Origin of the sequence: Bradyrhizobium sp. 27S5, from assembly GCF_037217225.1 — a bacterium.
Lineage (GTDB): Bacteria > Pseudomonadota > Alphaproteobacteria > Rhizobiales > Xanthobacteraceae > Bradyrhizobium > Bradyrhizobium septentrionale.
On record NZ_CP147714.1, the window covers coordinates 5,546,579 to 5,569,896 of the forward strand.

At 65.3% G+C, this 23,318-nt stretch carries 19 protein-coding genes and 1 pseudogene; 10 read left to right on the top strand and 10 right to left on the bottom strand.

Features of this window, described 5'->3' with window-relative positions; all coding sequences use genetic code 11:
• Nucleotides 1–89: 89 nt before the first annotated feature.
• Together WDM24_RS26160 and WDM24_RS26165 are read right to left on the bottom strand one after the other, a co-directional pair.
• Nucleotides 90–2,573: a putative bifunctional diguanylate cyclase/phosphodiesterase gene (locus WDM24_RS26160; protein ID WP_338827695.1), complete on the bottom strand. Its 2,484-nt coding sequence runs from the start codon at nucleotides 2,571–2,573 to the stop codon at nucleotides 90–92.
• Between the two features lie 181 nt (nucleotides 2,574–2,754).
• Entirely contained in the window at nucleotides 2,755–3,834 is a 1,080-nt protein-coding gene (locus WDM24_RS26165) for a hypothetical protein (protein WP_166297667.1), read from the bottom strand.
• A 267-nt stretch (nucleotides 3,835–4,101) separates the two neighbouring features.
• On the opposite strand from WDM24_RS26165, the gene WDM24_RS26170 reads away from it, so the two are divergent.
• Nucleotides 4,102–5,151, top strand: coding sequence for a patatin-like phospholipase family protein (locus WDM24_RS26170; RefSeq protein WP_035976625.1), 1,050 nt, complete (start codon nucleotides 4,102–4,104; stop codon nucleotides 5,149–5,151).
• A gap of 3 nt (nucleotides 5,152–5,154) precedes the next feature.
• Here WDM24_RS26170 and WDM24_RS26175 read toward each other — a convergent pair whose 3' ends face one another.
• Together WDM24_RS26175 and WDM24_RS26180 are read right to left on the bottom strand one after the other, a co-directional pair.
• Complete coding sequence (locus tag WDM24_RS26175; RefSeq protein WP_166297671.1) at nucleotides 5,155–5,583, bottom strand: CBS domain-containing protein; 429 nt, start codon at nucleotides 5,581–5,583, stop codon at nucleotides 5,155–5,157.
• A 188-nt stretch (nucleotides 5,584–5,771) separates the two neighbouring features.
• The gene (locus WDM24_RS26180) at nucleotides 5,772–6,569 is read right to left on the bottom strand and encodes a rhomboid family intramembrane serine protease (protein ID WP_166297673.1); all 798 of its coding nucleotides are present in this window, start codon (nucleotides 6,567–6,569) and stop codon (nucleotides 5,772–5,774) included.
• A gap of 210 nt (nucleotides 6,570–6,779) precedes the next feature.
• On the opposite strand from WDM24_RS26180, the pseudogene WDM24_RS26185 reads away from it, so the two are divergent.
• The 7 genes and pseudogenes from WDM24_RS26185 (at nucleotide 6,780) to WDM24_RS26215 (ending at nucleotide 14,716) form a co-directional block, all read left to right on the top strand.
• Nucleotides 6,780–7,071, top strand: a pseudogene (locus WDM24_RS26185) (GIY-YIG nuclease family protein).
• Between the two features lie 450 nt (nucleotides 7,072–7,521).
• Nucleotides 7,522–8,076, top strand: a complete 555-nt coding sequence (locus tag WDM24_RS26190) for a PAS domain-containing protein (RefSeq protein WP_166297674.1) — start codon at nucleotides 7,522–7,524, stop codon at nucleotides 8,074–8,076.
• A gap of 138 nt (nucleotides 8,077–8,214) precedes the next feature.
• On the top strand, nucleotides 8,215–9,948 hold the full coding sequence (locus tag WDM24_RS26195) for an adenylate/guanylate cyclase domain-containing protein (protein ID WP_338827698.1): 1,734 nt from the start codon (nucleotides 8,215–8,217) through the stop codon (nucleotides 9,946–9,948).
• Nucleotides 9,949–10,324: 376 nt separating this feature from the next.
• Nucleotides 10,325–10,933: a tetratricopeptide repeat protein gene (locus WDM24_RS26200; protein ID WP_338827700.1), complete on the top strand. Its 609-nt coding sequence runs from the start codon at nucleotides 10,325–10,327 to the stop codon at nucleotides 10,931–10,933.
• A gap of 322 nt (nucleotides 10,934–11,255) precedes the next feature.
• Nucleotides 11,256–11,678 carry a cupin domain-containing protein gene (locus WDM24_RS26205; protein WP_338827702.1) on the top strand — a complete coding sequence of 141 codons (423 nt, stop codon included), beginning with the start codon at nucleotides 11,256–11,258 and terminating at the stop codon, nucleotides 11,676–11,678.
• A gap of 99 nt (nucleotides 11,679–11,777) precedes the next feature.
• A complete protein-coding gene (locus WDM24_RS26210) occupies nucleotides 11,778–14,135 on the top strand; it encodes an Orn/Lys/Arg decarboxylase N-terminal domain-containing protein (protein WP_338827704.1) in 2,358 nt (785 codons plus the stop codon).
• Nucleotides 14,136–14,155: 20 nt separating this feature from the next.
• Nucleotides 14,156–14,716 (top strand): N-acetyltransferase family protein, encoded by a 561-nt coding sequence (locus WDM24_RS26215; RefSeq protein WP_338690313.1) that lies wholly within the window; start codon nucleotides 14,156–14,158, stop codon nucleotides 14,714–14,716.
• A 941-nt stretch (nucleotides 14,717–15,657) separates the two neighbouring features.
• Here WDM24_RS26215 and WDM24_RS26220 read toward each other — a convergent pair.
• The gene (locus WDM24_RS26220) at nucleotides 15,658–15,879 is read right to left on the bottom strand and encodes a dodecin (protein WP_166297682.1); all 222 of its coding nucleotides are present in this window, start codon (nucleotides 15,877–15,879) and stop codon (nucleotides 15,658–15,660) included.
• A 251-nt stretch (nucleotides 15,880–16,130) separates the two neighbouring features.
• Between WDM24_RS26220 and WDM24_RS26225 the strand changes: the two genes are divergently transcribed.
• The gene (locus WDM24_RS26225) at nucleotides 16,131–16,712 is read left to right on the top strand and encodes an HdeD family acid-resistance protein (RefSeq protein WP_166206548.1); all 582 of its coding nucleotides are present in this window, start codon (nucleotides 16,131–16,133) and stop codon (nucleotides 16,710–16,712) included.
• 110 nt (nucleotides 16,713–16,822) lie between these two features.
• On the opposite strand, the gene WDM24_RS26230 is transcribed toward WDM24_RS26225, so the two are convergent.
• A complete protein-coding gene (locus tag WDM24_RS26230) occupies nucleotides 16,823–17,209 on the bottom strand; it encodes a hypothetical protein (RefSeq protein WP_338690322.1) in 387 nt (128 codons plus the stop codon).
• Nucleotides 17,210–17,460: 251 nt separating this feature from the next.
• Nucleotides 17,461–18,201: a hypothetical protein gene (locus WDM24_RS26235; protein ID WP_338690325.1), complete on the bottom strand. Its 741-nt coding sequence runs from the start codon at nucleotides 18,199–18,201 to the stop codon at nucleotides 17,461–17,463.
• 178 nt (nucleotides 18,202–18,379) lie between these two features.
• On the opposite strand from WDM24_RS26235, the gene WDM24_RS26240 reads away from it, so the two are divergent.
• On the top strand, nucleotides 18,380–19,324 hold the full coding sequence (locus WDM24_RS26240) for a dehydrogenase (RefSeq protein WP_338690327.1): 945 nt from the start codon (nucleotides 18,380–18,382) through the stop codon (nucleotides 19,322–19,324).
• Between the two features lie 107 nt (nucleotides 19,325–19,431).
• Here WDM24_RS26240 and coaA read toward each other — a convergent pair whose 3' ends face one another.
• From coaA to WDM24_RS26255, 3 genes are all read right to left on the bottom strand, one after another.
• Nucleotides 19,432–20,364, bottom strand: a complete 933-nt coding sequence (gene coaA, locus WDM24_RS26245; RefSeq protein ID WP_338690329.1) for a type I pantothenate kinase — start codon at nucleotides 20,362–20,364, stop codon at nucleotides 19,432–19,434.
• A gap of 215 nt (nucleotides 20,365–20,579) precedes the next feature.
• Nucleotides 20,580–22,838, bottom strand: coding sequence for a xanthine dehydrogenase family protein molybdopterin-binding subunit (locus tag WDM24_RS26250; protein WP_338827706.1), 2,259 nt, complete (start codon nucleotides 22,836–22,838; stop codon nucleotides 20,580–20,582).
• Nucleotides 22,835–23,317 (bottom strand): (2Fe-2S)-binding protein, encoded by a 483-nt coding sequence (locus tag WDM24_RS26255; protein WP_338827707.1) that lies wholly within the window; start codon nucleotides 23,315–23,317, stop codon nucleotides 22,835–22,837. Before WDM24_RS26255 ends, WDM24_RS26250 begins: the two co-directional genes overlap by 4 nt.
• Nucleotide 23,318: the final 1 nt, after the last annotated feature.

Below are 23,318 nucleotides of genomic sequence, written 5' to 3' on the forward strand. Positions count from 1 at the left end.
GCCGGGCTTGACCCGGCAATCCATCACCGAAAGACTCTTCTGAAGAACGATGGATGGCCGGGTCAAGCCCGGCCATGACGCGTGGAGGCTCACGCCGCCTTCGACGCGCGTGCCGCAAAGCCGCTCAGCAGCGCCGCGATCTCGCCCGCCGGCCTCGCCGCGCTGAACAGGAAACCCTGCACCTCGTTGCAGCCTTCGGCGCGCAGCCAGTCGAGCTGGTCCGTTGTCTCGACCCCTTCCGCCGTCGTCGTGATCTTGAGGCTGCGGCCGAGGCCGGAGATCGCGCGCACGATGGCGAGGCAGTCGGAGCGCCGCGCCAGATCCTTCACGAAGGAGCGGTCGATCTTGATCTTGTCGAACGGGAAGCTGCGCAGATAGCTGAGGCTGGAATAGCCGGTGCCGAAATCGTCCATCGAGATGCTGACGCCGAGCTCGCGCAGCTGGTGCAGGATCGCCAGGTTGGCTTCGGTCTCCGCCAGAAACACCGACTCGGTGATCTCGAGCTCGAGCCGCCGCGCCGGCAGGCCGGAATGCGCTAGCGCCGAGATCACGGCCTGGACCAGATGGCGGCTGCGAAACTGCACCGGCGACAGATTGACCGCGACCTTGACGTCGGCGGGCCACTTCATCGCCTCGGCGCAGGCTTCGCGCAGCACCCATTCGCCGAGCGCGACGATCAGGCCGATGTCTTCCGCAACCGGGATGAACTCCGCGGGCGAGACCATGCCCTTTTGCGGGTGCTGCCAGCGCAGCAGCGACTCGAAGCCAGAGATGCGGTCGGCCGCGATGTCGACCAGCGGCTGGTAGTGCAGCTCGAACTCGCCGTTGCTGAAGGCCGCGCGCAAATCGCGCTCCATGTCGCGGCGCTTCTGCGCCTGCTGGTCCATCTCGGGTTCGAAGAAATGGTGCACGCCGCCGCCCTCGGACTTGGCGCGGTACAACGCCATGTCGGCATTGCGCATCAACTCTTCGGAAGTCGTACCGTCGCCTGGCGACAGCGCGATCCCGATGCTGGCGCCGACCACGACCTCGAGCCCGTCGATCCTGTAGGGCGCACTCAGCACGTCGATCAGCCGTTCGGCAAAGCCGCTCGCCTCGTTCGGCGACACGTCGGCGGCAAGCACGACCGCGAACTCGTCGCCGCCAAGACGGGCCGCCACATTGTCGTCGCGGACCACCTCGCGCAGCCGCTCCGCCACCAGCTTGAGCAGCCTGTCGCCCATCGGATGCCCGAAGGAATCGTTGACGTTCTTGAACAGGTCGAGATCGAGGCACATCACCGCAACGCGCTTGCTACTGGGCCGGCCGCGCTCCAGCGCCTCGCGCAACCGCTCCTGGTAGAAGTCGCGGTTCGGCAAATTGGTGAGCCCGTCATGGTGAGCCATGTGCGCGATCCGCGCTTCGGCGGCCCGGCGCTCGGTGATGTCGACCACCGCGACCAGATAGCCGTCGCGGCCCTCGAAGGTCACCTTGCGTCCGAAGGTCAACACGTGGATCTCGGTACCGTCGGCCCTGATATGCCGCCAGTCGCGGCTCGATTGATAGACGTCGCCGATCTCGCGCAGCGCGGCGCTGTGCACGCTCCACTCATCTTCCGGCCAGATCTCGCGCAGCGTCATGCCGAGAAATCGGTCGCGGCTGTAGCCATAGTGCTGAACGGCAGCGTCGTTGACGCTGAGGAATTCCATCGTGTCGGCGGCGAACACCCACATCGGCATCGGGTTGTTCTCGAACAGCAAACGGAACGACTCTTCGCGCCGCTTCAACGCGGTGACGTCGGAGACCGTCAGCGACAGCATGTCGCCGAACGCTGTGACGCCGAGCCGCAGACAGCGATCGCCGTTGTCGATCTCGAACTGGCCGCCGGGACCGCTTCCGACGAATCGACGCAGACGGTTCATCACCAATGGCGCCGCAAGCGGATTGCCGCCGGCGCTGAGCCGGCGCCACAGCAAGTCGGTCGCGGGCTGCATCAGCAGCCTTGCCGCGCCCTGGTTGAGATGCACGATCTGGAAGTCGGCCGCTTCGCCCCGCGCATCGCGGATGGCGGCAAGCGACAGCACGCCCTCGTCGGTGGCCGAGAAGATCGTATCGAGAAGATTGTACTGCGCATTACGCTCGTTGACATAGACGCCGACCAGGATGCCGCCCCAGCGCGACCGCGTCGGCAGCGCCAGCACGTCAAAGGTCCGCACCAGACCGTCGCGCACGCAATGCGCCGACGCGAGATAGGGCCTGCAGTTCTCGCGCGCGTTTGCAGCGGCTTCGGTCAACGCGGTCGCGCAATCCGGCGGCAGCGCGCTGAGCGGAATGTCCCAGCGCTCATCGTTCAGCCAGGTCTGGACGTAGCGGCCGGTGTGAGACACGCTGAGCACGCCGTCAACGTTGCGCAGCAGCACGATGTGATCCGCGAGCCGGCCGAGGCTGCCGAGCATGACGTCTTCATAGTGCGGCAGCTTCTCACCGGGACGGACCGCGGCCTGCCACTTGCGCTGCAGAACCGGAACGTCGGCGAACATCTCCGAATTGAGTTTGGCCGATGTCTTTACTGATTTCTTGTTGGCCATGATCATGGCACGCCCGGTTCACGCAAACGCAAATCCCCATGGCATCCAAGTCATGCCGCGGCTTAACGTCATGTAAAGATAGCGAGGCCGCGCGTCGCGGCGAGCGATTGTGACGGCTCAAATTCGCGCGATGGTTAGCTCGGATTAGAGACTATGACAGCTGCATGAAATGCAGCCCTGTCAGGCGTCAACGCGCCACGACCTCGACTTCGCCATCGACGCCGTTGACGACGTTGAAGGGACGCTCGAACACCTTGCCCTCGTTCTTGGCGATCGCGCGATACTCGCCTTCGGACAGCACGACACGCGGGAACGCGCCGATCGATTCCTTGATCACGTCGCCGCCCGGCGTGATCACCGACCACGCGGTGTTGGCGAGCGCCTCGCCGCCCTTCTCGCTGACCAGCTTGAGCGTGATGACGGCCGCGCGATGGGTGACGGTGACATCGGTCAGCTTGCCGGCCGCGACGCGGATGTCGGAACGCACCACCGAGTTGGCGTCACCATAGTTGGAGATGATGTAGTAGGTGCCCTCGGGCAGCAGCGCGACGTCGCCGGCGGCGACGTTGGGCACCAGCGCACCGCGATCCGAGCCGTCGAACTGGCTGCCCTTGTAGATCGCGAACGAAATCTGGTTGGCCGGGATCTTGCTGGTGCCGACCCGGCCTTCGATCCGCAGGCCCCCGGCCGGCAGCACGAAGGACTCGCGGTCGGTCTCCGACTTCAGGCTGACCGCGCGCACCGCGCTGACGAGGCCGAGCGCGACATGGACGACGTAATTGCCGGGCGGCAGCACGAGGTTGGGCGTCGCCCCCCGTTCCTCGCGGATCAGCTTGTAGGTGCCGTTGTCGTCGGGCTTGTCGGCGAACACCCGCCACACCAGCCCGGCGTTGATCACCGGCAGGTCCTTGCCGTAGCGCGCCGTCAACGAGAGCACCGCCTGCCCCGCAGTCGGCGCGGCGCCGGTCGGAGGCGGCGCCGCCGGCGGCGTGGTCGCAATCGACGGCTGGACGATGGTCGGCTGGGTCAGCGGACCGGGCAGAACGGGCCCCGAACCGGGCCCGGACGGCGGCGCCAGATTCAGCGCCGGGCCGGACGGCGCCACCTCGGGCACCGAGGCCGGCGGGATCGGCGGCGGCCGGTCGCTGAAGAATTGCGCCGAGACGGAAGCAGGGATCAGGGCGAGCAAAAATGCCGCAAGCGCCAGCAGCGGAAGGAGCCGCGCGCCCCGCCCGCATCCGCCGATGCCGTTGCCCCTCGAAGTCATCACCATGCTTTTCAACGAAAACGCGGCAAATTCAAGCCTTCGTCCAAGGGGCGTCCAAGGCTTTGTCACAGTCCTGGGGCCGCCGTCCCCCATTTGGAACCGGCCGATCAAGCCGATGTTAGCCGTAAGGTCGCGGTCCAGTCACAATCCCTGCCTACCGCGATCGGGCCGGGCATGAATTATGCCTGCGGGGAATAACCATGAAGATGGACGACGCTGGCGCAGCCCTGCTGCGCGGCCTAGTCTTGCGCTGGCAGGAGATTTGTCGTGTTGGATAGCTGGATGGGCCGAGGCCACAAGAGCTCCGACGGCCCCGACAAGGTAGGACTGGGAACGGTTCGCCGGCCGGTGATCGGGCTTGCGCTCGGCGGCGGCGCCGCTCGCGGCTTTGCCCATATCGGCATCATCAAGACCCTGCTGGCCCACGGCATCGTCCCCAACGTCGTGGTCGGCACCTCGATCGGCTCGGTGGTCGGTGGCGCCTATGCGGCCGGCCATATTGATACTTTGGAGAAATGGGCTCGCAGCCTGCAGCCGCGCAGCGTGCTCGGCTACCTCGACATCCGCCTCAACGGCTCCGGACTGATCGGCGGCGCCAAACTGGCCGCCGAGATCGAGGGCGCCCTCGGAAAATCCATGATCGAGGACCTCGCGGTCAAGTTCGCAAGCGTTGCCACCGAGGTGCGGACCGGCCACGAGATCTGGCTGACCCAGGGGCCCCTGGTCGACGCCATGCGCGCCTCCTACGCCCTGCCCGGCATCTTCGCACCGGTCCTGATCGGCGACCGCTGGCTGGTCGACGGCGCGCTGGTCAACCCGGTGCCGGTCTCGGCCGCCCGTGCGCTCGGCGCCGAGATCGTGATCGCGGCGAACCTTTCCAGCGACGTGTTCGCGCACTCGACCACGATCTACAATCACGGCGCGACCGCCCCAGCCCCCGAAGTGACGGTCGCGGTGACCGCCGAGGCAGAAATCGAACCGGAGCCGCCGAAGCGGCGCTTCGGCCGCTTCTTCTCGGCCGAACGCACTGTGAAACGGGAGTTTTTCGGCAGCGCCAGCCGTCCCGGGATCTCCAGCGTCATGGTCGACGCCTTCAACATCATGCAGGACCGTATCACCCGCGCACGCCTCGCCGGCGATCCGCCCGACATGCTGATCTCGCCGCGGGTCGGCCAGATCGGCTGGTTCGACTTCCACCGCGCCGACGACCTGATCGCGCATGGCATCCGCGCGGCCGAGCGCGCCATCGGCGCGATCGAGGAAGCGATCGAGATCCTGGCGCCGCCGTCGACCGGCGCCGGCACGTCAGGGAAATAGCGCTCAGGCGGTCTTGATGTAGTCGCGCAGCGCCTCCTGCTCGTGCTCGTATTCCTGCACGCGGCGCTTGACGACGTCACCGATCGAGATCAGCCCGACCACCTTGCCGTCCTCGACAACAGGGAGATGGCGGAACTTGCCGGTGGTCATCACCTCCATGAGGCCGCTGACAGTGTCGGACTCGCGGCAGCTCACGACCTTCCTGGTCATCACCGCGCTCACCGGCTCGTCCAGTGCGCCTGCGCCGCGCTCGCTGATCACGCGAACGATGTCGCGCTCCGACAGGATACCCTCCATGCGGCCCTGCTCAATCACCAGCACCGCACCGATCTTGCGCTCGCCGAGCAGCTTGACCGCGGCCGAGAGCTTCGCGCCTGGCGCGACGCTCATCACCTGATGGCCCTTTGCATCGAGAATGGAACGTACCGTCATTGTCGTCTCCCTGAATCCGTCGGCGCCCCTTTGAGGAGGTCGCGCCTGTTCGCCAGAGTCTTCAATCAACAGTTCCGCGCCGATTTCGGTTCCGGGGCGCGGTCAGTAGCAGGGCTCCATCTGTCGGCCCGCTTTGTTTCTGCGTCGCAAAGATGATGGAGGAATTCGATCCGAGCCGCAAGCGGCGATCAGACGCGCCCCGACTGATCCACCGACGACGCATCTGCAGCATCGTCCCGCGCGCGCGGGACCGGATCGAACAGCGAGAACAGCAACAGCCCGGCGAGGAAGCCGCCGATATGGGCCTGCCAGGCGACGCTCGCGCCCTCACCGCCGAGCGAAAGCGAGGTGGCGCCGAACAGGATGTTGACGCCGAACCAGATCGCCAGGAACGCGAGCACCCGTCCGTTGCGCAGCGCCCGCCACAGCGACAGCGCAGGCACCTTGGCGGCCGCCTCGGCGTCGCCCCGGTTGAACGACAGGAAGCTACCCTTCACGAAGGCAAAGCGGATCGCCGCCGCCATCGTGCCCGACACCGACGCCGATGCGCCGATCATCGGCGCGATCGCGTGCTCATGGGTCAGCAGATGCGCGAGCGCGCCCGCGGCCGCCGTCACCGCCATGAAGACGAAGAAGCGCACCGCGCCGAAGCGCCGCGCCAGCGCGCTGCCGAACGGCAGCAGCCACAGCACGTTGAAGGCGATGTGGGTGAGGTTGGCGTGCAGCAGCGAATAGGTGACGAAGGTCCAGACCTTGGCGCCGTCCCCGCCCGGGAAGGTGATGTCGAGCAGCGTCGAATCGTAGCGCTTCGGGATGAAGCCGAAGACGTCGATGGTCCAGTTTTCCATCTCCGGCGGCAGCAGCACCCGCAGATGGATCACCGCGATCAGGAGGATGTAGGCGGTGAGCGCCGGCGGCAACGTCAGGATCGGCTCGCGCGGCGCCTCCGGCGGCGGCGCGAGCGGGGATTCGGGATGGGAGTCCAAGGGGTCGGCGACCTCGCATGCGGCGGTGAATCAGAGATAGGCGGCTTTGACACCACTGTGCAAGTGCACAATCCCGAAATCGGACACCTCTCGTGTCCCGGACGCGTCGCAGCACGTAGTGTTGCGACGCTGAGCCGGGACCCACGGAAATTGGCTATGCTGCCTAAACTTGCAAGACTTCGAACGCTTTCCGTATCCATTTGGTCGAGGATGAGCACGCAATTCTTCGTTTACATCCTCGCGAGCGGGCGAAATGGGACCCTCTATGTAGGCGTTACAAACAATCTTGCGCGCCGAATCGCTGAGCACGAGGCGAAGCTCGTCCCGGGCTTCACGCGACAATACAATCGATCAGCTGGTCTACTTCGAGGTATTCGAATCCGTTCTGGAGGCGCGCTCGCGTGAACACGCCCTCAAACGATGGCGTCGTGCCTGGAAGATCAAGCTGATTGAGGGGCTCAATCCAGATTGGCGAGATCTGTCTGACCAGCTTAGTTCTTGAGTGGGGTCTGGCATGGGTCCCGGCTCTGCAGCGCACCGCTTCGCGCTGCACTGCGTCCGGGACACGATACTCTGGCCAAAAGAAAAGGGAGGACGCTGAGAACGTCCTCCCTGATCGGCTGATCTTCTCGTGTCCCAGAGGGATCGGGAAAACATCCCCACCCCTCCCCGCACGATGACCATACTGTTTGACGCCACCTGTGTACCAACCACGCCGGCGCTTGGGGCAGCCGGCGAACGGGAACGCGCGGACCCTACGCGGAGGTTCCACGGGCGCCAAGGACATAGTTAAATTTACGTTAACAACACAAAGCTGCCGATAAGCCGCCCAAAGCGCGGCCGCGGCATGGACGCTGCACAGCCTTCCCTGCACAACAGAGAAGGGAAGGCGCCTGAGCAAAACCGGGACAGATGTGTCCCGCCGAGACAGGCGCCGGGCAAGGTTCTTTAGATGAAACACAGCTCCAGCCGCGAGTACTTCGCTTATTGGAATGCGAAGCGCGGCACCGCACGTGCACCTGACCGGAGTGAGTTTGAGCCGTCCGCGGTGCGCGAGCTGCTGTCCGACATCTTCGTGCTGGCCTATGACGGCGAAACCCGCTTTCCGTTCCGCGTCGCCGGCACCCGCACCTCCGCCCTGCTCGGCTGCGACCTCAAGAACCGCAGTTTTTCCGCCCTGTTCACGGGTGAGAGCCGCGGCGAGATCGAAGACATCATCACCTGCGTCGTCGAAGAGACCCTGCCGGCCATCGCCGGCGTCACCGCCACGACCGAGACCGGGTCCAAGGCGCATCTTGAGTTGCTGCTGCTCCCCTTCACCGCCCGCGTCCATACGCCGGCGAGCCTGACCGGTCTGCTCGCCCCGTTCGAGGACGACGTCACCCGGCTGCGCGACCTGGTGCTGACCTCGTGGCGTTACCTGCATCCCCAGGAACGGTTTGTGCCACGGGCCCTGCGCAAGCTCGCGATCGCCCGCGGCCTGATGGTCTACGAAGGCCTGCGCTAGCCCCGCGCCCCGAACCGGGCCCGGGGACAGGAAAGCGGGTGCCGGTCGTCGCTTGCACCGCAGCCCGCGGAACTCTATTAGCTGTTTCGCCGCCACGGCGGGATACACCCGCCTATTGCAGCCGCGGCAGGGCCGGGCATGTTTCGAAATTCGATCAGGCAGAAGATCGTCGGCATCGCCACGGGGCTCATCATCCTCGCGGTGATCACCTCGCTGCTGTCGATGGTGATGGCGGGTCAGGTCGGCCATCTCCTCGACGAGCTCACCAACCGCTACATCCCCGCCTACGGCCATCTCGCCCGCGTCAACATCCGCGCGCTGGAGCGGTCTTTGGCGATGCGCCGGATGATGATGGCGAAGATGCAGGCGCCCGGCGAAGAGACCGGCTACGACAGCGCGCGCAAGACCTTCGACGAGATCGAGCCGCTGATCAAGCGCGAGGCCGATGCCGCGCGGGTGCTGATCGATGCGATCATCGCCGATCCCTCGACCCCCTCCGACAATGCCGCGCTCGGGCGCCTCGATGACCGCATCGACAATGCCGTCAACGACCTCCTGATGCGCCTGAATGCGGAGAACAAGACGCTGCTCGAGCAGCTCGACGCCAAGGACTTTACGGCCGCGCGCCAGACCACGCTCCGCGCCGACGCCCTGCGCGACGAGTTCAACAGCCGGATCGAGGGCATCCGCGCCGACATGCTGGCGCAGGTCGGCTCGGCGGCGGCCAAGGTGATGTCCGCCCAGCAACGGGCGATCATCATCTCCGGCGTCGTCACCGCGATTGCCGCGATCCTCGGCTTCGTGTTCGCGATGCTGGTCGGCAGCGGCATCACGCGCCCGGTGATGCGCCTGCTGGAGGGCACCCGCGAGGTCGAGGCCGGCCGCCTCGACGGCGCCATCGCCATCACGACCCAGGACGAGATCGGCCAGCTCTCGGCCGCCTTCAACCGCATGATCGAGACGCTGCGCCACAACCAGCGGATCCGCGAGACCTTCGGCCGCTACATCAATCCGCGGATCGCCGAGGGCCTGCTCGAACAGCCGGCGATCGCCGCTACCGAAGGACAGCGCCGCGTCATGACGGTGATGTTCTGCGACATGAAGGGCTTTACCAGCCTGAGCGAAGGTGTGACGCCGAGCGGCCTCGTCAAGATCATGAACCTCTATCTGTCGACGATGTCCGCGCCGGTCCATGCGCATCACGGCATCATCGACAAATATATCGGCGACGCCATCATGGCCTATTGGGGCGCCCCCTTCGTCGAGGAGGCCGAGCAGACCCATCTGGCCGCGCTTGCCGCCATCGACATGATCGGCCAGGTCAGCCAGCTGCGCAAGGATCTGCCCGAACTGCTCGGCGTGCGCGCGATCCCGACCGACTGCGACATCCGGATCGGGATCGCCACCGGCGAGGCGCTGGTCGGCAGCATCGGCTCCGAGTTCATGATGAGCTACACGGTGCTCGGCGATACCGTGAACCTCGCCTCGCGGCTCGAAGGCGCCAACAAGTTCTACGGCAGTCGCAGCCTGATCTCGGAGGCCACCGCCACAGCCTGCGCCGCGACCATCGAGCTGCGCGAGATCGACCGTCTCGTCGTGATGGGCCAGAGCCAGCCGGTCGCAGTGTTCGAGATCATCGGCAAGAAGGACGAGCTGACGCCGGCGCAGACCGAGTTGCGGCAGCACTACGCGGATGGTCTCGCCGCCTATCGCGACCGGCGCTGGGATGACGCCGAGACCGCCTTTGCCGCGGCGCTCGCTGCAGTGCCCGGCGATGGGCCGTCGATCGCCATGAAGACGCGTGTCGCAGGCTTCATGCAAAATCCGCCGGCCGCGGATTGGGACGGCGCTTGGCATATGGAGCAGAAGTAGCGACGGTTGTCGCCCGCATGAGCCGACGGGTCGCACGAATGCGTACCCGATCACAGGCTCCGCGATATGCGGCGAAGAGAGACCCCGGATATCGCTACGCTCATTCGGGCTACACGCGTTGACGCTGGCTCGCCCTTCGCACAGACCTCGCGCGACCGACGCAATTCTAACACCGATGTTAGTTTCGACTCCGCCGTTCGATGGTGCGAACAACACACTCGGCCAGCACGCATGTGCAGCCGCGACGTCCTGAAGCGACAGTGGGATTGCCGCATCGGCTGCCGCAGACAATCTTTCAGAACGAGCGGAATGTCTCCCGCGATCGGGAGTTAGTGCTTCTGACCAAAGACTGTCCACGTCGAATCGGGAGGTGTGCATGATCAAGTCACCGATGAAGCTCGCAATGCTTGCGGCATTTCTGACAGCGCCGATCATCCTGTTTCCACCGCAGACTGCCGTCGCGGCCGGTGGAGGTGGTGGAGGCGGAGGTGGCGGCGGAAATCCCTACGGATCGAGCTACGACACTCCGGCGCCATCCTACCCTCAGGAGAAAGGCAGGAAGAGCACGCACCGGGTCAAGAAGCCGACCAAGCAATCCGGCTTCGACGATCCGGCATTCCGCGATGCCTATCGCGCGGCCTATGCGACGATCTACGAACGCAACGACTACGCCGCCGCGATCGACCAGCTGCACGCGCTCGGCCGTGACGATCATCCGAACGTTGCCAATCTGATCGGCTACTCCTATCGCAAGCTCGGCGACTACAAGCAGTCGCAGGTCTGGTACGAGCGCGCGCTGAAGGCCGATCCGAACCACGTGCTGACGTGGAACTATTACGGCCTCTGGCAGATCGAACAGGGCAATCGCGACCAGGCGCAATATCACCTGAGCCGGATCGCCGAGATCTGCGGCCCCGACTGCGAGGAGTATCGCACGCTGGCGGCGGCACTTGAGAAGCCGCCGGGCACGAACCTCGTCTACTGAGCGCGTCAGCGTGTAGCCCGCATGAGCCAACGGGTCGCGCAAAGTGCGCGACTGATGACAGCCTCCACGACATGCGGGGCAGGACCGCCCCCGCATGTCGCTGCCGCTCATCCGGGCTACCAATTGCGGCGGACACGCCGCTTGTGCGCGGACATCCGCGTGTCCGGTTTTACGGAATTGTGCCATTTCGATTGATGTCTTCGCCGGCTAGCTTCCGCGCGCCCCAACGGATTCGTCGAGACACTGACACGCCCGCCCAGCGCGATTCGCCTCGCCGCACACCATCCGCTATCGTGGCCCGCGAACCACACGCGAGGACACCATGCCCGAACTGATCGATATTGGCGCGCTGCAGCTCAAATTCCTGGAGAGCAAGGACACGACCGGCGGCAGCATCGACCTGTTCGAGATGACGCTGGCGCCGAATGCACGAATGCCGATCCCGCATTATCACGAGAGCTGGGACGAGACGATCTACGGCCTGTCCGGCGTCTCGACCTGGCGGGTCGACGGCAAGGACATCGACCTCGCTCCCGGCGAGACCGTGTTCATCAAGCGCGGCATCGTGCACGGTTTCACCAACCGCTCGAACGGTCCGGCGACCTGTCTGTGCCTGCTGAGCCCCGGTGCGCTGGGCCCGCAATATTTCAAAGAGATGGCCGCGCTGATGGCCGGCGGCGCGCCCGATCCGGCGAAGATGAAGGAGACGATGCTGCGCTACGGCCTGGTGCCGGTGGCGGGATAACATACGGATTCTTCGCTGCGCCGGAGCCATCCCGCCCATTGTCATCTGATTGTCATGAATTGTGCCGACAGGTTCAGCCGGACCAGTTCGGGGACACGCATGGACTATTTCAAACGCTTCAACTTCCTGTTCGCCGCGCCGGTGTTCGAGGCCGACGACCTCGAGGGCATCCGCTTCAACCAGATCATCGCCGAGATCGAGCGCTCCGGCTTCGAGGTGGTCCGCGCCCGCAAGCTGGAAGACGCCGAGATCGCGGTGCAGACCGATGCTGCGATCGGCTGCATGGTGGTCGACTGGGGCAAGAAGGGACTTGAAGGCAAGACCGCAGCGCTGATCAACCTGATGCGCCGGCGCGGCCTCGACTTCCCGATCATCCTGTTGATCCGCCGCAAGCGGTTCGAGGACCTGCCGGTCGAGGTGCTCGATTTCATCGACGGCTATGTGTTCCTGTCCGAGGAAACCCCGCCCTTCATCGCCAAGAACCTGATCTCCAGGCTCAAGCAGTATGCCGAGAACCTGAAGACGCCGTTCTTCGGCGCCCTGGTCGACTATGCCGAGGAAGGCAACCAGCTCTGGACCTGCCCGGGCCACAATGGCGGCGTGTTCTACAGCCGCAGCCCGATCGGCCGCGTGTTCGTCGAACATCTCGGCGAAGCCGTGTTCCGCGACGACCTCGACAATTCCGTGCTCGACCTCGGCGACCTGCTCACCCATGAGGGGCCGGCGCTGAAGGCGCAGAAGGAGGCGGCGCGGATCTTCGGCGCCGAGAAGACCTATTTCGTGCTCAACGGCACCTCGACCTCCAACAAGGTCGCGCTCGGATCGTTGGTCACCGACGGCGACCTCGTGCTGTTCGACCGCAACAACCACAAGGCCGCGCATCACGGCGCGCTTTTGATCGGCGGCGGCATCCCGGTCTACGTGCCCACCGTGCGCAACGCCTGGGGCCTGATCGGCCCGATGCGCTGGGACCTGCTCGACGAAGGGAGCTTGCGCGACCACATCCGCAAGCACCCGCTGGTCAAGGACGAGAACGCCTGGAAGAAGGAACGCCCGTTCCGCGTCGCCGTGGTCGAGCAGTGCACCTATGACGGCACCATCCATTCGGCCGAGATGATCCTCAAGCGGATCGGCCATCTCTGCGACTACATCCTGTTCGACGAGGCCTGGGCCGGCTTCATGAAATTCCACCCGATCTATTCCGGCCGCTTCGCGATGGGGCTGTCCGATCTCGGCCCCGAGGCGCCCGGCATCATCGCCACCCAATCGACCCACAAGCAGCTCGCGAGCTTCTCGCAGGCCTCGCAGATCCACATCCGCGACCGCCACATCAAGGGGCAGAAGCGCCGCGTCGAGCACCGCCGCTTCAACGAAAGCTTCATGCAGCACGCCTCGACCTCGCCGTTCTATCCCATCTTCGCCTCGCTCGACGTCGGCGCGCAGATGATGAAGGGCCGCTCCGGCGAAGTGCTGTGGGACGATACGATCCGGCTCGGCATCGAGCTGCGCAAGAAGATCCGTGCCGTCAAACGCGAGTTCGAGGAGAAGGAGACGCGCGCGGAGCGGCGCTGGTTCTTCGAACCTTTCGTGCCCGATCGCGTCATGATCCCGGACGTCGCGCGCGAGAACGGCGTCCACAATGTCGCCTGGGAGACGATCTCGACCGATCAGCTTGCGACCAATCCGTCCTACTGGCAGCTCAACCCTGGCGAGGCGTGGCACGGCTTCCCTGAGCTGACGGCGGGCTTTGCCATGACCGACCCGAACAAGCTCACATTGCTGACGCCCGGCTTTGACCATGCCACCGGTGCCTATGCCGACCACGGCATCCCCGCCCCCGTGGTGGCGCAATATCTGCGCGAGAACCGCATCGTCGCCGAGAAGAACGACCTCAACTCCCTGCTCTTCCTGCTGACACCCGGCGTCGAGGCCAGCAAGGCCGGCACGCTGGTCTCTGGACTCGTCGCCTTCAAGAAGCTGCATGACGACAACGCGCTGGTCGAGGATGTCATCCCCGAATTCTTCCGCCGCCGCCCCCAACGCTACACCGGGGTTCGGCTGCGCGACCTCTGCGGCGACATGCACCGTTTCTTCCGGGACGGGGGCGTCAGCACACTGCAGGCCAAGCAATTCCTGCCTGAACATCTCCCCGAGATCGCGATGTCGCCGCGCGAGGCGGCGCAATATCTGATCCGCAACGACGTCGACTACCTGCCGATCGACCAGATTTTCGGCCGCATCGCCGCGACTCCGTTCGTGGTCTATCCGCCCGGCATTGCCACCATCGTGCCCGGCGAACGGCTGTCGGAACGCAGCAAGCCGATGATCGATTACTTGCGGATGTTCGAGGCGAGCTTCAACGCGTTCCCCGGCTTCGAGGTCGAGGTGCAGGGCATCTACAAGGAGATCGATGATTCCGGCCGCGTCCGCTTCTACACCTATGTCGTGTCCGAATAGGCGAACGGACGCTGTGCGCAATGGAGAATGATCACAAGATCACCGTCCGTCCCTCGCGCGACGGCGACGTCGACGCGATGCTGTCGATCTACCGGCACCATATCCGCCACGGCATCGACGAGAGCGTGGACGATAGCGGCACGCCCGAGCCCGACGATCTGCGCGACCGCCGCAAGAATCTGCGCAATACCCGCCTGCCGCATCTGGTCGCGGTGTGCGACGGCGAGGTGGTTGGCTACGCCTATGTCGTGCAGTTCCGCAAACGCCCGGCCTATCGCTACACGGTGAAGCATTCGATCTATGTGCATCATCGATTCACCGGCAAGGGCGTCGGCGGGCGGCTGCTGCAGGAATTGGTCGACACCTGCGCCGCGGCCGGCTTTCGCCAGATGATCGGCTATATCGACAGCGACAATTCCGCATCGCTCGCGCTGCACGACCGCTTCGGCTTCGTCCGCGTCGGCCACTTGCCGGGTGTCGCCTACCGCTACGGCCGCTGGTCCGACACCGTGATGGTGCAGCGCTCGCTCGCCGCCGGCGCCACCGCTCCGCCCCCGCCCGCGCCGCTGTCGCGAAGGTGATGGGTAAACAGCTTGCTCAGTGTCATCACCCGCGCATGCAGGTGATCCAGTATTCCAGAGACGCCAGTGTTTGAGCCGAGAGGCCGCGGCGTACTGGATCGCCCGGTCAAGCCGAGCGATGACAGTGTGGGTGGGGACGCAGCTTCGCGTTCTCGCGACATCACTTGCCCGAGCCTTGCTCTTCGTTCCGCCCTCCTCAAGCAGAGGGCGCAGGGAAAGCCGGGTGCCGATCGCACCCATGGGCCCCGAGCAAAGGTAGAAAGCTCGGGGGTAGGACCACAGGTGTAACCGGGAACTCCGGCTTTCCCTGCGCGATGGGTTACGACTTATTTCGTGCTCTCCCCGGCGAGACTTGGCTTGTTTGTCACCGCCTTCGCAAAACGCCTTCGCGTCCTGCGACGAGACACCGGCCACTAGGGCGTCAGGACCACACGACTTCGCCGTCCGCCTTGCGTGTTTTCGTCAGTGCCACGCCCGGCGTCCACCGCATCTCACACCGCGTTCGTGACGATCGCGAAGCGCCCCTCGATCGGGTGAGACCGGCGAACCCTACACTGAGTTGCACTTCTGATAAAGCGAAATATTTTTGACGGAGGGGCTTGCGCCGTCGGGCAACTCAGTGATTGGCGTGTGAGGAAGGCAGCGGCGGCAGGGTTCCCTCTCCCCTTGCGGGAGAGGGTTAGGGAGAGGGGTGCCACACGACGAACTCTCTCCGTATTTTTCGAGGTGACAAGCACCGCATTTGCGAGGACGATGCGTTCATCAATCATCATCTCGCCCGGGGCCACCCCTCTCCCCAACCCTCCCCCGCAAGGGGGGAGGGAGCCTGAGTCGCGCGCTCACCTCACCGTCATTCCAACGCATGGCGAGGTGTCGGGCCCGGAATCCGCCGGGCCGTGCCTTGCGCCGATCTGCGTGACTAGCAAACCGCCCGACGCGCCCTACTCCAGCGTGAAGCCGACCCGCAAGGTCACCTGGTAGTGCCGGACCTTGTTATCTTCGATATGGCCGCGCGTCTGCACCACCTCGAACCATTTCATCTCGCGGATCGTCTTCGACGCGCGGGTGACGGCGTTCTCGATCGCCGCCTCGATGCTTTTGTCCGACGATCCGACCAGTTCCAGGATTTTGTAGGTGTGATCCGCGTCGTGCGTGGTGGGCATGTCGACCTCCTTGGGTGGATGCGCGATCCGGATAATATGCTCTCCGATCCGGACAGTCCGTCGTCCGATGCGGACCGGCTGCCGCCGAGCGGGACGAATGCTGCGCGGCAACACATCGATTGATTTGAATCAACGTCTCCGGGCGCCGGAGGTGCCACCAAGCATGCATTTCGTGCCACCTCGGCACCCGACCTTGTCCGCGCCTTCACCTATGGTAGCATGGTTTTGGTTCAGCATTCGGGAGCGATACGATGTCCAGCGCGTCCAGCTCACCCGCTACACCTCCTCACAGCCTCGGATCCGGGCTTGCCAACCTTCGCGCGAAGTGGGGCTGGATCGTCGCCCTCGGCGTGATCTATCTGATCGCGGGCGTGCTCGCGTTCGGCAGCGTGTTGTTCGCCACCGTCGTCAGCGTGCTGTTCGTCGGCGCCATGATGATCGTGGCGGGCGCCGCCGAGATCGTCAACGCGTTCCAGTTCAAGTCGTGGGGCAAGTTCCTGTTCTGGCTGCTGCTCGGCGCGCTCTATGTCGTGGCGGGCTTCATCACCTTCGAGAATCCCCTGCTCGCCGCGGCGACGCTGACGCTGTTCCTCGGCATCGCCCTGGTCGTCTCCGGCATCGTCCGCATCTTCCTCGCCTTCGGCATGAACTCGGCGGCGCCGTGGGGCATGGTCGCGATCTCCGGCCTGATCACGCTGGTGCTCGGCGTCATGATCCTGGCGCGCTGGCCGGTGTCGAGCCTCTACGTGCTCGGCATCTTCCTCAGCGTCGATCTGATCTGCGCCGGCGTCAGCTGGATCAGCATGGGCATGGCGCTGAAGAGCAGGACGTAGGCGCGATTGTAGGGCGGGTTAGCGATAGCGTAACCCGCCGCAAAATCTCACGCGCGGAGAGATGGCGGGTTACGCTTGCGCTAACCCGCCCTACGAACCTGCAAAAATCCTCACGGCTGCGCGAGGTGCCAGGCGCCGTTGAGAAAACCGTCGCCGGTGATGTCGCCGGCCTTCTGGTCCTTGGCGAAGGTATAGAGCGGCTTGCCCTTGTAGGCCCACTGCTTGGAGCCGTCGTCACGCGAGATGATGGTGTAGCCGCCTTCGGCCTTGTCGCTGGCCTCCGCCTTCAGCACCGGCCAGTTCGTCGCACACGGGCCGTTGCAGGCCGACTTGCCGTCCGAGTCCTTGTCGAAGGTGTAGAGCGTCATCCCCTTGGCGTCGGTCAGCACCGAGCCCTTTGCCGTGGTGCCGGTCTTGGTCGGCGGGGCGGCAAAGGCGGCGGATGCGAGTGCGAACGACATGGCGGTGGCGAGTGCGAGCGAGATCGATGTCTTCATAATGTCTCCTTTTCGAATGCAAACGACTTGCATGCGTAAGGACGCCCGACGCCGCACCATATTCCGCCAGCGGCGCTGAAAGAATTTCGCGCTTGTTCGCGATCGAAGCGGAATAAAGCCTGAAGCGCGCGCCAATACCGGCGTGTAGCCCGCATGAGCCAACGGGTCGCGCGAATGCGCGCCCGATGACAGGCTCCGCGACATGCGGGAACCGTCCCGGATATCGCTTCGCTCGTCCGGGCTACATCTTGCTAGCGCCTGATCTCCTCGGCGGCGCGCACCAGCGGGCGGTCGGAGAGCTGGATCGGGCCGGAGAACGGCGTGCTCATTTCAAGGATCAGGTAGATCGCGGCCGAGATCAGCGCCGCGGCGGCGATGTAGGTCGCGATCACCACCGCGTTGCGCGGCGCGCGGAAGCCGAGCGTCACGAACATCAGTGTCAGCCAGGCGACCAGGATGCAGATCAGCGGCGACGGAAACGAACCGTCGGACTGCTCGACGAAGGTCCAGCGCTGCTGCACCGCCTGCCGGTAGACCGACCTTGCGTCGTTCCACAGCGCGACCTTCTGCTCGTCGTCGAACCGCAGCTCGCGGAGGCTGGTGCCGACCTCGTCGAGCAAATGTTCGGACACTTCGCTCGCCCGCGAGATCGGCACGTCCTTGAGCACCTGCTCGACATAGGCGAGCAGCCGGCGGCGCGGCTCGTCGGCGCTGGGGCCGAGCGGCCGCAGGCCGCGGTCGAGCAGGATGATGTCGGTGGCGAACACATGCAGGTTGCGGTCGACTGCCACATAGGTGTTGGCGGCATTGTTCATCATCAGGCCGAGCAGCAGCGACGGCATGGTGACGAACAGCGTCGCGACCAGGCGCACCGAGGTGTTGGTCTCGTCGCTGCGATGATGGTCCTTGAGCCGGGCATGGATCGCCATGGTCCCAAGCGCGGCGCCGCTCAACAGCATGAAAATCAGGATAGCGACGACGACTGCAACCACGGCTTGCAAAGACCTGCGAGAGAATCAGTCAACAGGATAGCAAGTGACGGGCGGCGGTGCATGTCCGGTTGACTGGCCTTGTTGACTAACCTTGCCCACGCGCTATCCAGTCCGGACCGGTTTTTGGCGCGCCGGTCGCGCCTGGGCGGAGCGCAGGGGCGCCCTGGGAGAGCAACACGTGCATATTGTCGACGACAACGAGGTCAACCGCGTCCTGACCTTTCCGATCCTGATCGAGGCGATCGAGGCCGCGCACCGGCGGCCGAAGATCGCGGTACGCGACGGCTATCTCGGCGACGACAAGGGCCAGCAGCTGGTCACCCGCAGCGCGGTCGATGCCGGCCGCTTCATGATGACCAAGCTGTACACCAGCTTTCCGGGCAACCTTGCGCATGGCAAGCTGCCGGCCGTGCAGGCGGTCTGCGTGCTGTTCGACGGCGATGACGGGCGGCCGCTCGCGGTGATGGACGCCGCCGAGATCACCCATTGGAAGACCGCCGCGGATTCCGCGCTGGGGGCCAAACATCTCGCCCGGCCCGATGCCGAGACGCTGCTGGTTGTCGGCGCCGGCGAGATGGCGCACTGGCTGGTGCGCGGGCACCGCACGGTGCGGCCGCAGCTGAAGCGGGTGCGGATCTGGAACCGGACCGTGGAGCGCGCGCAAGAGCTGGCGACGCTGCTGGAGGCCGACGGCATCGCCGCCGATGTTGTCACCGACCTCGACGCCGCAACTCGCGAGGCCGACATCATCACCACCTGCACCCGTTCGCGCGAGCCGCTGGTCAAGGGCGCCAATTTGCGGCCCGGCACCCATCTCGACCTGGTCGGCGGCTTTACCCCGGAGACCCGGGAATCCGACGACGAGGCGGCGCGCCGTTCACGCGTGTTCGTTGACCGCCGCGAATCCGCCTTCGACGGCGTCGGCGACATCCTGCAGCCGATCAAGAGCGGCGCCATCAAGGAGAGCGACGTGCTCGGCGACCATTACGACCTCGCGAGCGGTGCGGTCAAAGGCCGGCTCTCAGCCGACGACATCACCTTCTTCAAGAACGCCGGCGGCGGACATCTGGATTTGATGACCTGCGAGACGGTGTTCGCGCAGTTGGGGAAGGAGTTGCGGTAAGCGTCGCTGCCGTAGGGCGGGTTAGCGAAGCGTAACCCGCCGCAGCTCGTTGCGCCGAAAGACGGCGGGTTACGGCTTCGCCTAACCCGCCCTACGCCGCTATGCTGCTACGTCTCCCGCAACCAGACCTCCCCGATCGAATGGTCGGCGCGCTTGCGCAGCACGACGTCGGCCCGGGTCCGCGTCGGGTGGATGTTCTCGCGCAGATTGGCGCGGTGATGCTCGCGCCACAGCCGCTCCGCAACCTCCCGCGCGTCGCCGGGCGGCAGGTCCCTGTAGTGGTGGAAATAGGAAGCGGGATTTCGGAACGCGGTCGGCTGCAGCCTGAGGAAGCGCTCGACATACCAGGTCTGGATGTCGGCCTCATCGGCATCGAGGTAGATCGAGAAGTCGAAGAAATCCGACACCACCACCGGCGCGGTGCCGCGCGCCAGCAGCACGTTGAGGCCCTCGAACACCAGGATGTCCGGCTGCCGGATCACCTGACGTTCCGACGGCACGATATCGCCGATCAGATGCGAGTAGACCGGCAGCTCGAGCTCGCGTTCGCCCGCCTTGACGGCAGCGAGAAACCGCAGCATGCGCGGCAGGTCGTAGCTCTCGGGAAAGCCCTTGCGCCGCATCAGACCGCGTTCTTCCAGCACGGCGTTGGCATGCAGGAAGCCGTCGGTGGTCACCAGCTCGACTCGCGGATGATCGGCCCATCGCGCCAGCAGCGCGCACAGCACGCGGGCAAAGGTGCTCTTACCGACGCCCACGCTGCCGGCCAGCGCGACGATGTAGGGCGAACGGCGCGCCGGCCGGCCGAGGAACTCCGCCTTGACCCGCGCGAGGTTGCGCGCCGCCGCGAAATGCAGGTTCAAGAGGCGGGTTAGCGGCAGGTAGACGTCGGCGACTTCGGCAGCATTGATCGGCTCGTTCAAGCCGCGCAGCGCCGCGAGATCGGCGTCCGACAGCGTCAGCGACGTGCTGGCGCGCAAGGCCGCCCAATCGCTGCGACCGAACACCATATAGGCGGAGAGCTCGTCGGGCTGGGCCATCCTCATCCGTTCAGGGTGAGCTTGATGCATCCGATCGATCTTGCCGAAGCGAAGCCAGCTACGTCAATGGCCGTTGTTCGGAACGGAATCGTAGGGCGGGTTAGCGTCAGCGTAACCCGCCGCTACTCGTTGTGCGGAAAGATGGCGGGTTAGGGCTTTCCGCCTTCGCTCGTTGAGCTACGGCGGACGCAGTCGCCTAACCCGCCCTACGCTCCCTACTCCGCGGCCTGCTGCGTCGGCGCATCGAGCGCCGCCGAGACCTTTGGCGGCGACATCGGCAGGCTGTAGAAGCGTTTGCCCAGCGCGTTGTGCACGGCGTTGGCGACCGCGGCCATGACAGGCACCAGCGGCACCTCGCCGACGCCCTTGACGCCCTGCGGATGCTTCGGGTTCGGCACCTCGACTAGCGCGCAATCGAGCATCGGCAGGTCGGAACAGACCGGCATGCGATAATCGAGGAAGCCCGGGTTATCGACCTTGCCGTCCTTGTTGTAGATGTACTCCTCGTTCAGCGCCCAGCCGATGCCCTGCGCGACCCCGCCCTGCAGCTGGCCCTCGACATAGCTCGGATGCACGGCGCGGCCGACATCCTGCACCGCGGTGTATCTGACAACCCTGACGATGCCGAGATCGACATCGACCTCGACGTCGCAAATATGCGTGCCGAAGCCGCCCTCCGCGCCCTGGGTGTTGAGCTGCACGCTGGCGCCGATCGGGCCGCCCTGCGACGGCGCCTTCTCGGCTAGGTCGGCGAGCGTCAACGGCTCGAACTGGCCGGCATTCGGGCTCACCGGATGCGCGGCGCCGTTCTCCCACTTCACGGCTTCAGGATCGATCTCCCAGATCTTTGCCGCGCGCTCGCGCAAGGTCGCGATCACCTTGTCGGCCGCCTGCGTCACCACCATTGCGGAGGCGAACAGCACGCGGCTGCCGCCGGTGAGGTTGGAGAAGCCGACCGTCTGGGTGTCGCCGATGATGACGGAGATGCGCTTGTAGTCGATGCCGAGCAGCTCGGCGCAGATGTTGGCGATGCCGGCGCGCGAGCCGCCGATATCGGGATGCCCTGTCGTGACGACGACGTTGCCGTCCTCGGTGATGTTGACCTGGGCGGAGGACTCACCGCCGGCGTTGAACCAGAAGCCGGAGGCGACGCCCCTGCCCTGATATTTGCCGAGCGGCGCGGCGTAATGCGGATGGTTCCTGGCGGCTTCCAGCGTCTCGATATAGCCGATGCGCGGAAACACCGGGCCGTGCGCCGCCTTGGTGCCTTCCTTGGCTGCGTTCTTCAGCCGCAACTCCAGCGGGTCCATCTTGAGGCTATCTGCGAGCTCGTCGAACACGCATTCCACCGCATAGGCGCCGATCGGCGCGCCGGGCGCGCGATAGGCCGCGACCTTGGAGCGGTTGGAGCAGACGTCAAACCCTTCCGACAGCACATGCGGAATGTCGTAGGGCGCAAAGCTGCAACCGACCGCGCCGCGGATCGGCGAACCCGGAAACGCGCCGGCCTGCAGATAGAAGGTGCCGTGGGCGGCAACGATGGTGCCGTCCTTCTTCGCCCCGATCTTCACCGTGCTCTTGGAGCCCGAGGTCGGCCCGGTGGCCCGCATCACCTCCTCGCGCGTCATCACCATCTTGACCGGACGGCCGGATTTCCTGGCGAGCAAGGTCGCGAGCGGCTCGAGATAGACGATGGTCTTGCCGCCAAAACCGCCGCCGATCTCGGCGGGGATGGCGCGGATGTCGTTCTGCGGGATGCCGGTCAGCATCGAGGTCATCGCCCGCACCATGAACTGGCCCTGGCTCGACGACCAGATCGTGGTCTTGCCGTCGGCGGCGACCGAGACCAGACAGGCATGCGGCTCGATATAGCCCTGGTGCACCGGGCGCGTGGTGAAGGAGCGCTCGATCACGACATCGGCGTCCTTGAAGCCTTGCGCGATGTCGCCCTTCTTGGATTCGATCCGGCCCATGATGTTCGAGGGCTTGCCGTCGAATTTGTTGAACTCGTGCAGGATCGGCGCGTCAGCCTTCAGCGCGTCGTCGATCTCGATCGCCCAGGGCAACACCTCGTAGTCGACCTCGATCAGCTTGCAGGCCTCCGCCGCGATCGCTTCCGTGGTCGCGGCGACGGCGGCGACGGGGTGACCAGGGAACAGCGCCTTGTCGCGCGCCATCACGTTACGACACATCCAGCGCATGTCCTGGATGCCGAGCATCACGGCGCCCTTCTCGATCGTGAAGTCGACGATGTCGCGCGACGTGACGACCGCCTTGACGCCGGGTAGCCGCTCCGCCTTGGCGGTGTTGATCGACCTGATCCGGGCATGCGGATGCGGGCTGCGCAACACCTTGCCCCAGATCATGCCGGGCATGGTGGTATCGGCGGCAAACGCCGCGCGGCCCGTCACCTTGTCGACGCCATCGGGCCTGATGGTGCGCTGGCCGATCCATTTGTTGTTGACGACGTTCATCGAGCAGTCTCCCGCATTTCAGCCGCGGTCTCCATCACCGCGCGGACGATCTTGTCGTAACCGGTGCACCGGCAGAGATTGCCGGCGAGCCAGAAGCGGACTTCCTCTTCGGTCGGGTTGGAATTTTTGGCGAGCAGCGCCTCGGAGGCGACCAGCATCCCCGAGGTGCAGATGCCGCACTGGAGCGCAGCATGCTCGAGGAATTTCTGCTGCAGGGGATGCAGCTCGCCGCCCTTGGCCATGCCCTCGATGGTCCTGATCTCATGGCCCTCGGCCTCGGCCGCGAGCATCAGGCAGGAGCAGACCAGGCGGCCGTCGAGCGTGATCGAGCAGGCGCCGCAATCGCCGGAGGCGCAGCCCTCCTTGGAGCCGGTGAGCGCCAATTGCCCGCGTAACGCGTCGAGCATGGTCTCATAGGGCTCGCACAGGAATTCGACCGGCTCGCCGTTGACTGAGGTGGTGACGTGCAGTTTCGCCATG